At 49.3% G+C, this 13,524-nt stretch carries 11 protein-coding genes and 1 rRNA gene; all 12 read left to right on the top strand.

Annotated elements, in window-relative coordinates; translation table 11 throughout:
• Positions 1-750 precede the first annotated feature (750 nt).
• Complete coding sequence (locus AC58QG_RS36215; protein ID WP_497366780.1) at positions 751-1,821, top strand: ABC transporter ATP-binding protein; 1,071 nt, start codon at positions 751-753, stop codon at positions 1,819-1,821.
• Entirely contained in the window at positions 1,814-2,530 is a 717-nt protein-coding gene (locus tag AC58QG_RS36220; protein ID WP_497366781.1) for an ABC transporter permease subunit, read from the top strand. Before AC58QG_RS36215 ends, AC58QG_RS36220 begins: the two co-directional genes overlap by 8 nt.
• A 5-nt stretch (positions 2,531-2,535) precedes the next feature.
• Entirely contained in the window at positions 2,536-3,924 is a 1,389-nt protein-coding gene (locus AC58QG_RS36225; protein ID WP_497366782.1) for a GldG family protein, read from the top strand.
• Positions 3,921-4,853, top strand: coding sequence for a DUF4340 domain-containing protein (locus tag AC58QG_RS36230; RefSeq protein ID WP_497366783.1), 933 nt, complete (start codon positions 3,921-3,923; stop codon positions 4,851-4,853). Before AC58QG_RS36225 ends, AC58QG_RS36230 begins: the two co-directional genes overlap by 4 nt.
• Positions 4,854-4,967: 114 nt before the next feature.
• A complete protein-coding gene (locus AC58QG_RS36235; RefSeq protein ID WP_497366784.1) occupies positions 4,968-5,192 on the top strand; it encodes a hypothetical protein in 225 nt (74 codons plus the stop codon).
• A gap of 28 nt (positions 5,193-5,220) precedes the next feature.
• Entirely contained in the window at positions 5,221-6,126 is a 906-nt protein-coding gene (locus tag AC58QG_RS36240) for a spore coat protein (protein ID WP_497366785.1), read from the top strand.
• A 199-nt stretch (positions 6,127-6,325) separates the two neighbouring features.
• Positions 6,326-6,817 carry a hypothetical protein gene (locus tag AC58QG_RS36245; protein WP_497366786.1) on the top strand — a complete coding sequence of 164 codons (492 nt, stop codon included), beginning with the start codon at positions 6,326-6,328 and terminating at the stop codon, positions 6,815-6,817.
• 177 nt (positions 6,818-6,994) lie between these two features.
• Entirely contained in the window at positions 6,995-7,696 is a 702-nt protein-coding gene (gene pcrB, locus AC58QG_RS36250; RefSeq protein WP_497366787.1) for a heptaprenylglyceryl phosphate synthase, read from the top strand.
• A complete protein-coding gene (gene pcrA / locus AC58QG_RS36255; RefSeq protein ID WP_497366788.1) occupies positions 7,686-10,067 on the top strand; it encodes a DNA helicase PcrA in 2,382 nt (793 codons plus the stop codon). Before pcrB ends, pcrA begins: the two co-directional genes overlap by 11 nt.
• 64 nt (positions 10,068-10,131) lie before the next feature.
• Positions 10,132-12,153: an NAD-dependent DNA ligase LigA gene (gene ligA, locus AC58QG_RS36260; RefSeq protein WP_497366789.1), complete on the top strand. Its 2,022-nt coding sequence runs from the start codon at positions 10,132-10,134 to the stop codon at positions 12,151-12,153.
• 27 nt (positions 12,154-12,180) lie between these two features.
• Positions 12,181-13,191 (top strand): DUF1835 domain-containing protein, encoded by a 1,011-nt coding sequence (locus AC58QG_RS36265; RefSeq protein ID WP_497366790.1) that lies wholly within the window; start codon positions 12,181-12,183, stop codon positions 13,189-13,191.
• Positions 13,192-13,411: 220 nt separating this feature from the next.
• Positions 13,412-13,524: ribosomal RNA gene (locus AC58QG_RS36270) — 16S ribosomal RNA — on the top strand; the annotation flags it as partial.

Genomic DNA, 13,524 nt, shown 5'->3' on the forward strand with positions numbered 1-13,524 from the left:
ACCAGCACCAGCACCAGCACCAGCACCAGCACCAGCACCAGCACCAGCACCAGCACCAGCACCAGCACCAGCACCAGCACCAGCACCAGCACCAGCACCAGCACCAGCACCCAACACTCCAGCACCCAGCACCAGCACCCAACACTCAGCACCCAGCACCCAGCACCCGGCACTCAGCGCCTAACACCCAACACCCAACACCCAACACCCAGCACCCAGCACCCAGCACCCAGCACCAGCACCTAGCACCTAGCACCCAGCACCTAGCACCCAGCACCCAACTCCTAGCTCTCCCCAACAGCCCAGCGACTTAGTACTCCAACACCTTTGCGACTCAGCAACTTAACACCGCCCGCCACCCCCGCCACCCCCGCCACCCCCGCCATTTAACTGGAAAACATGCATCTAATTCAATGAACTTTAGGTAAGAATGAGATTTAACTGGAAAATATCCAGTTAAATTTCAAGCATTCTTCACATTTTCTGAACTCGTACCATATTAGCTGTACTTTTTACAGTTATTTCATCAAAAACAATAAATCGAGCGAAATTACCTGTATATTCTCCAGCTAAATCAGCGTGCTGGCATCTTACCGACCTGCGGTTCACGTTTAAACAGCGCACCATAGTTCATTCACAATTTAGACACATTTTTTTAATCTATTTTTCAGATTTGCTTAAGGTTGGTTTATTGTTCCACCCGTATAGTGATGATGAATAATACGAACGCATAGAAATGGGGGATCTTGGATGCTAGAGGTCAAACAAGTCAGCAAGCTGTACGGAAATGATCGCGGCGTACATAACATCGACTTCTCGATGCAGCGCGGTGAAATCGTCGGCTTCTTAGGGCCGAATGGTGCTGGCAAAACAACGACGATGCGCATGATTACAGGTTACCTGAATCCAACGCATGGTCAAATATGGGTGGACGGTCACTCCATGGCCGACAATCCGAAGAAGGCGCGCCGCAAGATCGGCTACTTGCCTGAAACACCGCCCCTGTACCCAGAGATGACGGTACAGTCCTACCTGCGCTTCATCGCCAACCTGCGCGATGTGCCTGCGCGCGAGCAAAAGCTGCGTGTCGGCGAAGCCATCGACAAGCTCGGACTGCAAGGTCGCGAGAAGCAAATCATTCGCTCCCTCTCTAAGGGCTATAAGCAGCGTCTCGGACTCGCGCAAGCGATTCTACACCAGCCGGATCTGCTCATTTTGGACGAGCCCACGTCGGGCCTCGATCCGAAGCAGATCATTGAGATCCGCCAGCTCATTCATGAGCTGGGCGAGAACCACACGGTGCTGCTGAGCACGCACATCTTGCCTGAAATTAACGCGATTTGTAACCGCGTTCTCATTATTAACCAAGGCCGCGTCGTCCTCGACGAGCGTCCCGAGCATCTCGGCCGCACGATGGGCGAGACGTTCGAGGTGTCACTCGAGGTCAAGGGACCTCGCGAGCGGATCTTGACCGAGCTGCGCAGCCTGCCGTCCGTCGGCGAAGTCAAAGAGGTCGACGCACCGGAAGCGGGTGCAGGAGCACCTGCGACGTCTGCCCTTGTTTCCTCAGAAGAAGACGAAGCAGTCTCACTAGCTCCAGCCGACGCTCCAGCCGAGTCCGTCAAACTCCTCGTCACCTCAGCAGATCGTGCGGAAGACATCCGCGAAGCGGTATTCTTCCGTCTCGCAAGTGCGGGATTGCCGATTCTAGCGATGAAGCGGGAAAGCCTCAGCCTAGAGGATATCTTCCTCAAGCTGACGACGGACGAGCCTACCGAGGCGAGCAGCACATCCCAAGAGGAGGGTGACACCGATGCGTAGAATCTGGGCCATTTGCTCGAAAGAGCTGCAAATGTATTTCTTCTCGCCAGTTGCGTATGTGGCGTTTGCCTTCTATGTGCTGTTGTCGAGCTTCTTCTTTTATATTAATTTCGTGGCGGGACAGCCGCCGATTGTGGATGCGCGCTCCATTGTGGGCAACACCACCTTCATCTATCTGTTCATTATCCCGCTTTTAACCATGCGTCTGGTAGCGGATGAATTCCGCCAAGGTACCGATGAACTGCTTTTAACCTCACCTGCCGGAATTAGTGAAATTGTGCTGGGCAAATATTTGTCCGCATTGATCGTGCAAGTTGGGTTAGTGGCGATCAGCTTGGTGTATCCGCTTATCATGTCATCCTTCGGTACACTGGATATGCCTGTTACGTGGTTGTCGTACCTGAGCATGTTCCTGCTAGGCTGTGCGATGATGGCGATCGGATTGTTCGCATCCAGTTTGTCGAATAACCAGATGGTGGCCGGGATCACCGGCTTTGTAATTCTGCTTTTGTTATGGCTACTAGATTGGGTGAGCAGCAGCATGACGGGCAAGCTGAAGGATTATGTAGGTCAATTCTCATTGACCAGCCACTTGAGTAACCTGCAAAAAGGCGTCTTCCACGGCGGCGACATCCTCTTTTACATCACATTAACAGCCGTGTTCCTGGTTCTTTGTATACAAGTCCTTGAAAGAAAGCGTTGGAGGTGAGCGGAATGAATAAGTGGATACGGGGAACTAATGCGACTGTTTTATCAATCGCCGTTATCGGCATTTTCATTATTCTGACAATCTTCCTACACTCACTGAAGGGCTTTCAGGTCGATTTGACGAAAAACAAAAATTTCACGCTGTCAGAGCAAACAACCGGAGTACTGAAAAATCTAAATCAAGATATCCACGTCATCGCCTTCACGAACAATGGAGATGGCAATGATTTTGTGACGCGTCAAGTTACGGATATGGTGGCTGAGTATAAAAAGCAAAGTGGTAAAATTACGTACGACGAGTACGATATGCTGAAGCAGCCTTCGATGGCGAAGCAGTATGGGGTGGACCAAGGCGGAACGATTATTTTCGAAATGGGCACCAAAAAGCAAAACATCAATTTCTATGAATTGTTTGTGGGACAGCAAGACGGCTCCTACACCTTCTCGGGCGAAGAGAAGTTTACACAGGCGATTCAAAGCCTGACGTCCACAGAGAAACATACGGTTTACTTGCTCTCAGGTCATCAAGAGTACCCAGCAACTGCTATGAATATTTTCAAAAGCAGCCTGGCTGCTGCCAACTATGACGTGAAGGATCTGAATCTTTACGTGGAAGGTAAAATCCCGGATGATGCGCAAATGCTCATGCTATTAGGGCCTACCAACGATCTGAACGACAAAGAAGCAGAGCTGATTCAGACCTATTTGAAGGGTAAAGGTAAAATTTATATCGCGCTGGGCTTCAATAAGGATATGACGACGAAGTGGAAAAACATCGATGCCATCATGAAAACCTATGGTGTTCAGGATCAGCATGCGATTGCGATTGAAACGAAGCAAACATCCTTGTATGACCCGTTAACGATCATTCCAGAGTATGGTTCACATGATATTACGAACAAATTATCCAGCAATAATTTAATTACGATGTTGTCACTGGCAGTTAGCTTGAATGCGGATGAAAGTGCGCCGGATTATACGAAATCCTTGCTGTTAACAACAACGGATAAAGCATACGGTGAAACGGACATTAACTTGCTGGCACAGAACAAGACGAAGCAGGATGCAACCGATGTCAAGGGTCCGCTGAACTTGGGTTACGCGATCTCAGACAAAGATAACAAGCCGAAAGCCGTTATTCTAGGTGGTTCTACATTCGTGTTGGATGAAGATATTCAGAATCAAGGGAACAAAGACTTTGCTCTGAACAGTATTGGCTGGCTGCAAGAACAGAAAGATCAAATTACGATCCGTCCACGACAAGGGGATGCCTACCAACAAGCGATGATTACGCCTAGCCAAGCGAATACGATTTTCCTCATTACGATCGTGTTCTTACCGCTCTTGTTCCTCGTTATTGGCGGCCTAATCTGGTGGAGGAGGAGAAGAGGATGAAACGGTTTATTCCTACCATTCTGTTAGTCGTCATTTGCATCGGTGGTTTCTGGTACGCCTCAAGCAAAGACTTCTTCCAAGAGAAAAAAGATGAACCCAAGTCCCTTCTAACCCTGAAGCAAGAAGATGTGAAGGTTGTCTCGGTGAAAACGGAGGAGCAACAGATTGAGTTAAGCCGCACGACCAATGGTTGGGATATGCAAAAGCCAGCAGCTGCGCCGATCAATTCGAATCTAGTCGACTCTTGGTTAGATACGATAGGTCTGGTGACGTCAACCAAGCTTGTGGAAGATCAAGCGACCAATCTAGCTGAATATGGCTTAGATAAGCCGGTAGGGACCTATGAAGTTACCCTGAAGGACGGCTCCAAACAGGGATTACTCGTCGGGACAGCACTGCCGATTGAGGGCTTTTCCTACGTACAGGTAGAGGGTTCTCCTGCCGTTTATCAAGTCAGTGATCAATCGTTAACCTCTCTGAACAAAGCGCCTGTCGATTTTGCCGATACAAGCCCGATTAAACTGGAGAGTGACAAGGTACAGAGTGTCAAGTTGACCTGGAAGGGTGGGTCATGGACACTTTCCAAGACAGATAAAGATAAAGTCGCTGCGGATGCGAACTGGAAGCTGGGGGATAAAGAGCTGAAGGGCACGGATGCAAGTCCGCTGCTGGATCAGCTGATCTTCCTGCATAGCAGCGAACTTCCGCAAGCGGCAGCTCAGAAGCCGACAACAGGTGGAGAGCTTAAAATGGAGATAGCAATGACGGTAGACGGGAAAGATGTTACTGACGTCTACGAAGGTAAGTTGAGCGGAGAACAAGTTTGGCTAGCTAAGCAGGGTGGGCAGTGGGCCTACTCGCTGACAGCCGAGGATATTCAGAAGTTAGCAGATGCTTATGCGGGTAAAACGGCGCAGCCTGCTTCGTAATCGAAAACTGCTTCCTACAGTGATTCTGCTGTGGGGAAGCAGTTTTTTTGTTCATCCGACATAAAACGGCATTTTTTGGGAAAAATAGAAAGGAGGAAAGGAGGTCACATGCACATGTACAGCACACAAGAGAACCAAGCTATTTCTGGTAAAGAACTTTCGTATCTATCGGATACATTCAAGAATGAAGAATTGTTAGCGAAGCTTTGTGTACAAGGCGCGGTGAACAGCCAAAGTCAGTCCTTGAAGCAAACCTTGTCTCACCTATCTCAAGAACGATTGCAGAATATGAGTATCCTGATCAATGCCCTGCAACAACAATCCGGTATAACCCACTAATTCGAACCTACAAGGAGGTGCAAGACGCATGTATCAGCAAAATTCTCAACAACAACAGCAAGTCGACTTAGAAGATCTAGACTTTGCCAACTTCGTCCTGTCTGAATTGAAGCGCAGTGCTCGTGAATATACAACGGCTGCATTGGAAGCTGCCAATCCTGGCATTCGACAGACCTTTGAAACCTTATTGCAAAAGACATTGGATGATCAAGCCCTTGTTTTTCAAGAAATTCAGCAGCTTGGCGGCTATCAAATTCAACAGGCTGAGCAGCAGATGATTGAGCAAGAGCTGCAGAAACAGAGTCAGACAGCGATACAAGTACAATCCATCGTCCAACAGCATGTCAGTAGAGCTGCTTCGGTGAGCTATTCCCAGCAAGATCGGGGTTCTGTGCTGTCAACACAATCGCAGCAAGAGCCGCCATCACAGCAACATCAATCGTACCAAACGCAGTCTCATCAGTCCGAACAGCAGTACCAACAAAGGCAGCCGTACAGTCAGCAACAGGGACAACAAAATCAGCAACAGAATCAAGTTGCAGCCTTGCACCAAGCACCAACGCCAACGCCAACACCATCGTTCCAGCCTGTTAATTATGCCAACCAGTATCCGAATGCGGTATACAATAATCAACAAACTCGAGGCCAAGGATATACACCGAGTCAGACACAGCAACAGTCCTCATCTTATAACCAGGCCCACACACGGAGCTATCAAGATCAAAGTCATGATCAATCAAGCTATGGTCGTGGGTCTCAGGGGTATGCGGCTTCTTCCAACCATACAAATGAGAATACAGCAGGCATGACGGGGACAGGAAGACCTGCGCAAGCACGCATTATTTCCCGTACACAGCCTGGCATGCAATCTTCGAGTTCCGAAGGGAACGCCTATACGAATAGGTCACAAGAAAGTAATAAATATAACTTCTAAACAAGTGTAACCACGTTTCAATCTTTTCGAGACATCTAGACATCCTGGCTTCCTTCGGCAGGGTGTCTTTTTATTTTTCATCACAGTCTCACGATTAAATTTGTCCCACTATTTTTCTAATTCAGGAATGAGTACGGCTTGGCTCACATATATAAGGAACATAGGATGTCCAAACTTAGGGAAGAGGGAGCTTACGCTGATGAAAAAAACATGGGTATACGGTGCGGCTACGCTAGTGGTATTAGGAGCATTAACAACAGCATGCGGTTCCAAAGATGAGATCATCCCGTCCGTAGCAACAGGGACGAAGGATGCAAGCACTACCACAACGGCTCAAGTGAAGACTGAAACAGGCACGGGCACGGGCACGAAAACGACAACGGCGACGACAACGACGAGTGCCAAGCCTATTATTGATGCTAACTACAAAGTTGATGGGAAGAATGTCACGATCACGTACCAGACTTCTAATTTTAAATTATCTGAGGAAGACATGAATAAAGCGAATGTACAGGGAGAAGGACATCTCCACCTGTATGTGGACGGCAAGCAGAAGGCGATGATCGGCAAGACGGGTCCATTGACCCTCACGAATTTAACGACAGGTGCACACGAAATCAAACTCGAGCTCCAACAAAATGACCACAAGGAACTCAATGTTGAGAAAATTCTAAACATCGTCGTGAAATAACGAACATTTGTACGTATTATGGCGCAAATGAAGCAGCAGTGTAGATCAGGCACGTCCAGTTGCATATTCCTCAAAAAGACGGGCTAATAGCCCGTCTTTTGTCATTTGACACGTTTGTACACGTAGCATAGACTGTTGATAGTATGGCAGAACTGCCGCCTAATCGGAGGGAAACAATTGATCGTCGATATACGCAAGTGGAAGCATGTATTTAAGCTCGACCCAGACCGGGACATCTCAGATGAGGCGCTGGATCGGCTCTGTTTATCTGGTACAGATGCGATACTCGTAGGAGGCTCTTCTGGGGTCACATTCGATAATACGGTGGATTTGTTATCACGGATCCGTCAATACGAAGTGCCTTGTGCGTTAGAGATTTCGAATCAGGAAGCGATCGTGCCGGGGTTTGACCTCTTTTTAATTCCCGTTGTGCTGAATGCAGATGATCCGAAATGGATCGTAGGACAGCATCATGAAGCGCTCAAGGAATATGGCGCATTACTCAATTGGGATGAGATCGTAGCTGAAGGCTACATTATATTGAATAAAGACGCGACGGCAGCTCAGCTGACCTCAGCGCGGACCGACTTGGATGCCAAGGACGTAGCAGCTTATGCACGTATGGCGGACAAGCTTTTTCACATGTCGATTGTGTATTTGGAATACAGCGGCACCTTTGGTGATATGGAGCTCGTCCGACGGACGCGGCAGGTGCTGGAGAATGCCCGTTTATTGTATGGCGGAGGAATTGACTCCCTAGAAAAAGCGCAACTAGCAGCTGAAGCAGCAGACACCATTGTGGTTGGCAACATTATATATAGTGATTTGGAGCAGGCGCTTCAGACCGTGACCGTGAACTTTGATAGAAATGGAAGGTAACCCTAACGTGAATGAAACTGTCAATATTTTAGAAGCAGTCAAAAAGTTGAACCCCCAGCAGCGCAAAGCTGTAGAAGCCGTAGACGGCCCTCTATTAATTATGGCTGGAGCGGGAAGTGGAAAGACGCGGGTGCTCACGCATCGAATTGCGTACCTCATTGGTACGCGCAAAGCGGCACCGTGGAACATTTTGGCCCTGACCTTTACGAACAAAGCGGCCCGCGAGATGCAAGATCGTGTTAGTAAACTGGTGGGTGGCAGTGGAAGTGATATTTGGGTTTCCACGTTTCACTCGATGTGTGTGCGTATGCTGCGCAAAGACATCAATCGGATCGGCTTTTCCTCGAACTTTACGATACTAGATTCAGGTGACCAACTGTCGGTTATCAAAACCTGCTGCAAAGAGCTTAACATTGATACAAAGAAACACGAGCCCAAAACATTCCAAGCGGCCATCTCCACAGCCAAAAACGAACTTATCTCTCCTAAACAATTTGAAGACAAAATCGGTGACTACTTCGACGGGCTGACCTCGAAAATTTATACCCTGTATCAAAAGAAGCTAAGAGCTAACAACTCCTTAGATTTCGATGATTTGATTATGGCGACGATTCATTTGTTTAAAGAAGTGCCAGAGGTGCTGGAGTTTTATCAAAACAAATTTCAATATATCCATGTCGATGAGTATCAGGATACGAACAGAGCGCAGTATATGCTGTGCCAAATGATCGCGTCGAAACATAAACGCATTTGCGTCGTTGGGGACAGTGACCAGTCCATCTACCGTTGGCGTGGAGCGGATATTAGCAATATCCTTAATTTTGAGCAAGATTACCCGAACGCAACGGCGATTCTATTGGAACAGAATTACCGCTCGACTTCGAATATTTTGCAGGCTGCGAATAAAGTCATTGCGAACAACACAGGTCGTAAGCCGAAAAATCTCTGGACGGATAAAGAGGGCGGCGTACCGATTAAGCTGTATCAAGCCGATACCGAGTATGAAGAAGGTTACTTCGTTACGAATGAAATCAATAAAAATAAATCGAACGGGAAGAACTTCGGCCATCACGCGATCTTGTATCGTACGAACGCTCAGTCCCGGGTCATCGAGGAAATTCTGATTAAATCAGATATCGCCTACACCATCGTCGGCGGGGTCAAGTTCTATGATCGGAAAGAGATTAAGGATATTTTGGCATACTTAAGACTGATCTCCAATCCGAACGATGATATCTCCTTGAACCGTATTGTGAACGTGCCGAAGCGGGGCGTTGGCGGTACGACGTTGGATAAAGTGGCGGAAATGGCTGGACGCAGAGGGATTTCCCTGTTTGCAATGCTGGAGGAAGTGGACTCACTCGAAATCAATACGAAGGCGAAGCATGCGCTTGCTGATTTCCGCGAAATGGTTGATAACCTCAATCGTATGGTGGATTATCTGTCTGTAACTGAGCTTACTGAGAAAATTCTTGAAATGTCCCAGTACCGTGTAGAAATGCAGCGCGAGAACACGATTGAATCCAAGGCTCGTCTCGAAAATATTGAAGAGTTCCTATCCGTGACCATGGACTTCGAGAAGCGAAATGAGGATAAATCCCTCATTTCCTTCCTCACAGACCTAGCCTTGATCGCGGATATCGATACGCTGGACAAAGACAAGCCCGAAGAGGAACAGGACGCTGTCGTCCTCATGACGATGCACAGTGCCAAAGGTCTGGAGTTCCCGGTTGTCTTCATCATCGGAATGGAAGAAGGCGTCTTCCCGCACAGCCGTGCGTTCGCCGATAACGAAGAGCTCGAAGAGGAGCGCCGTTTGGCCTATGTCGGCATCACGCGCGCCGAGCAAGAGCTGTTCCTCACGTGCGCGCGTATGCGCACGCTCTTCGGCCGCACCGCCGCGAATGCGCCGTCGCGGTTCCTCCAGGAGATTCCGAAGGAACTCCTGGAATCTGTCTCCGCTGGCGGCTCCAGCGGCGGCTTCTCCCGAGGCGGCCGTTCCAGCGGCACCTCGTCCTGGGGCAGCAGCGGCAGTGCCGCTGCATCGAGCCGTGGTACCGCCACCGGCTCGTCTACCTGGGGCACACCGTCCTCCTTCGGGGGACGGCCTAGCACTGGCACTACCGCTGGCGCGGCTGCGCCAAGCCCTGCGGCCGCGTCGAGACCGGCTGCGTTCCGGGCTCCGCAGCCTGCCGCAGGCGGCACGACGGACTACAAAGCCAGCGACCGCGTGTCGCATGGCAAGTGGGGCGTCGGCACCGTCGTGTCCGTGAAGGGCTCGGGTGATGACACCGAGCTGCAAATTGCTTTTCCGGCGCCTGTTGGCTTGAAGCGCCTGCTCGCGAAGTTCGCTCCGATCACGAAAGTGTAGGAGCACATCTTGTCCAGTTTTGCCTTGTTCCCCCATATTCCCATTGAGAGAGGAAGAGCCCGCCATGACCGATAAACTCGCGGCAATGAAAACCCTCATCCAAGAAATCAACAAGCATAACCATAACTACTATACGCTGGATCAGCCCACGATTTCCGACGCGGAGTGGGATGCGCTTTATGATAAATTGTCCAAGCTGGAGCAGGAGTCAGGGGTCACCCTGCCTGCTTCCCCTACCCATAGGGTAGGAGGGGACATCCTCAAAGGCTTTGAACCGCACCGTCATTTAGCTCGTCTCTGGAGTCTAGACAAAGCGCAGAACGCTGAAGACTTGGCAACTTGGCATGCGCGCGTTCTTAAGCTGATTGCTGATTACAATAGCAAGAACCCAGAAACACCACTTCCAGACCCGTCTTACGTGGTAGAACTTAAGTTCGATGGACTTACTTTGAATCTTACCTATGATCAAGGTCAGCTGGTTCAAGCCTCCACACGCGGTAATGGAACAGTTGGCGAGGGTATCTTGGCCCAAGTCAAAACGATCAAATCGATCCCGCTGGAGATTCCTTACGATCAAGGGACGATTGAAGTGCAAGGCGAGGGCGTCATGTTCCTGTCCGTCCTTGAAGCTTACAATCAGACGGCCGCAGAGCCGCTCAAAAACGCGCGAAATGCCGCAGCGGGGGCCTTGCGTAATCAGAACCCCAAACTAACCGCAGAACGCAAGCTGAACGCTTTCTTCTATAATGTGGGCTATAGCAGTGATCTCCAATTCGAAAATCACGCCGATATGGTTCAGTTTCTGCGCGATAATCTGTTCAAAGTGAGCAACCGCACGCGTTACTTCTCCACGATTGAAGAAGTGAGCGGTGAGCTGGAACGCATTGCGGAGGAGCGGTCCAGTTTCGACTTCCTAATTGATGGAAGCGTAGTGAAGCTGACGGATATGCGCACAAGGGAAGTATTCGGGTATACGGAGAAATTCCCGCGTTGGGCGATTGCTTACAAGTTCGAAGCGGAAGAAGCAACGACAACGCTGCAAAGTGTTTCTTGGGAAGTTGGCCGCACTGGTAAAATCACGCCATTAGCCCGTGTAGAAGCCGTCGATCTCGCAGGCGTAACAGTGCAGAACTGTACGCTTAACAACGTCGGGGACATTGAGCGCAAAAACCTCAAACACGCTCTCGGCAGCCTCGTCTACATCCGCCGTTCGAATGACGTCATTCCAGAGATTCTCGGCAAAGTAACCGAGGAGAATGACGGCGAGGAAATCGTCGCACCGACGCATTGCCCGTCCTGTGGCAGTGAGCTCGAGATGCGTGGCGCGCACCTCTTCTGTCTCAACCGCCTTGGCTGCAGTCCGCAGCTCGTGGGTCGGATGGCGCATTTTGCTTCGCGCGATGCGATGGATATTGAGTTTTTCAGCGAGATGACCGCTTCACAGCTGCATCAAGAGCTGGATGTCCGCGATCCTGCGGATCTGTACACCTTGCAGTTCGACGATCTCGTTAAGCTCGATCGCTTCGGCGAGAAGAAGGCGCGTAACCTACTAGGCGCCCTTGATAAGAGCAAGTCCCGAGATCTCGCGTCTTTCCTGTATGCACTTGGCATCCCGAACTCGGGCAAAACAACCACGAAAGTACTAGCCGATCACTATCGCAGCCTTTCGCGCATCATGGAAGCGACGACAGAGGAACTCATCACGCTTCCTGACGTGGGTGGTATTGTAGCGGAGAGCATTCATTCGTTCTTCCGTGACCCTGTGATGGTTTCCAGCATCGAGCGGATGCTAGCCGCAGGTGTGAACCCCGTTGCAGAAGAAGCTCCGGTCATCGTGGCTAGTGAGGATAACCCGTTCTTCGGCAAAACCATCGTCCTCACAGGAACACTTTCCTCGATGGGACGCGATGAATGCGCAAAGAAGCTCGAAGCCAGAGGAGCTAAGATCACCGGCAGTGTTTCCAAAAAGACCGACATCGTGATCGCAGGCGAAAGTGCAGGGAGCAAGCTGACCAAGGCGCAGGAGCTAGGCATCCGAATTATTGAAGATGAGCAGGAGCTTTTGCAACTGCTAGGTGAAGCTTAATCTATATAGAAGAGAGGTGACAGCGCCATGCCAACAACGCTACATATCGTAAACGGAGACTCCTTTGGAGATAAACTGTGTACATCCGGTATAAACGGTGAGATTTTGGTGTGGCGCGAGTCGCTATATGAGGGACCTATCGGCATGGAGATGTCAGATAGCGTCCTTTTATCTATGAGGGCTTCTTATATGAATAACCGATACGGCATTCCCGAGGACACATTCAAGCTCCAAACGCTGGAGCAGGAAAAGAAACTCGATACTCTCTCGAACGACGTGGACGAGGTTATCCTGTGGTTTGAGCATGATCTATATGATCAATTGATGCTGTGTTATCTGCTTTCGAGGATGGCTGAATTACCTCGTCGCTCCTTCCAACTGTCGTTGATATGCATAGATCGCTTCCCTGGAGTTGACCCATTCTATGGTCTGGGGCAGTTAACCGTGGATCAAATTTTTCATCTGCATGGGACTTGGTTGCCTGTGAGCGAAGACCAACATTCCCTTGCTTGCAAGGTCTGGACAGCCTATTCGGCTTCCGAGCCTTTGTCTATGGCGGCTTTATTAGAAGAAGATCTATCAGCTCTCCCTTTTCTTAAAAAGGCCTTAGAGGCCCATACAACTCGATTTCCTTCTATGCAAAATGGCTTGTCCGCCATTCAGCAGCTGACGCTTGAGCTGTTAGTGGATGAGGAGGTATCTCTTCTATCCTTATTTCAAAACGTTTCAGAACAAGCCAGCCATTACGGCTTAGGTGATTTGCAATTCTTTGGCATACTGTATGGGCTTTGGCATTGCGAATATCCCCTAATCCAAGTGCTTGGTGGTGATAAGCTGCCAAGGTACGGTGAAGAATGTTCACCTAAATTTGAAAATTTCAGAGTAAAGATAACCGAATTGGGTAAACTTATTCTTACTTGTAAAAAGGACCACGTCTTTCTTAATGGGAACGATGAGTGGATCGGTGGCGTTCATTTGATTGGTTTCAAGGATGTTTGGCGCCGAAATGCTGTAACTAAACGGTTTTCGAAGCTGTAAGATAATGGATGCAAAAAGATACTTGCATTTCATTTTGAAACCTGATAATATATGTTCTTGTCACCGCAAGAGCGATGCATTAACGCTTTAAACGGTAACGCAATAAAGCTCTTTGAAAACTGAACAAATGAATGAAGCATATCAGCAAATTCAGTCACGTAAGTGACTACAATTGAGATTGCAAAATCTCGCTAGCTTCAAATGAGCAAGTCATCTTTCTACTATGGAGAGTTTGATCCTGGCTCAGGACGAACGCTGGCGGCGTGCCTAATACATGCAAGTCGAGCGGGTTTATCCTTCGGGGTAAGCTAGCGGCGGACGGGTGAGTAACAC

The organism is Paenibacillus sp. J22P169 (assembly GCF_059691995.1).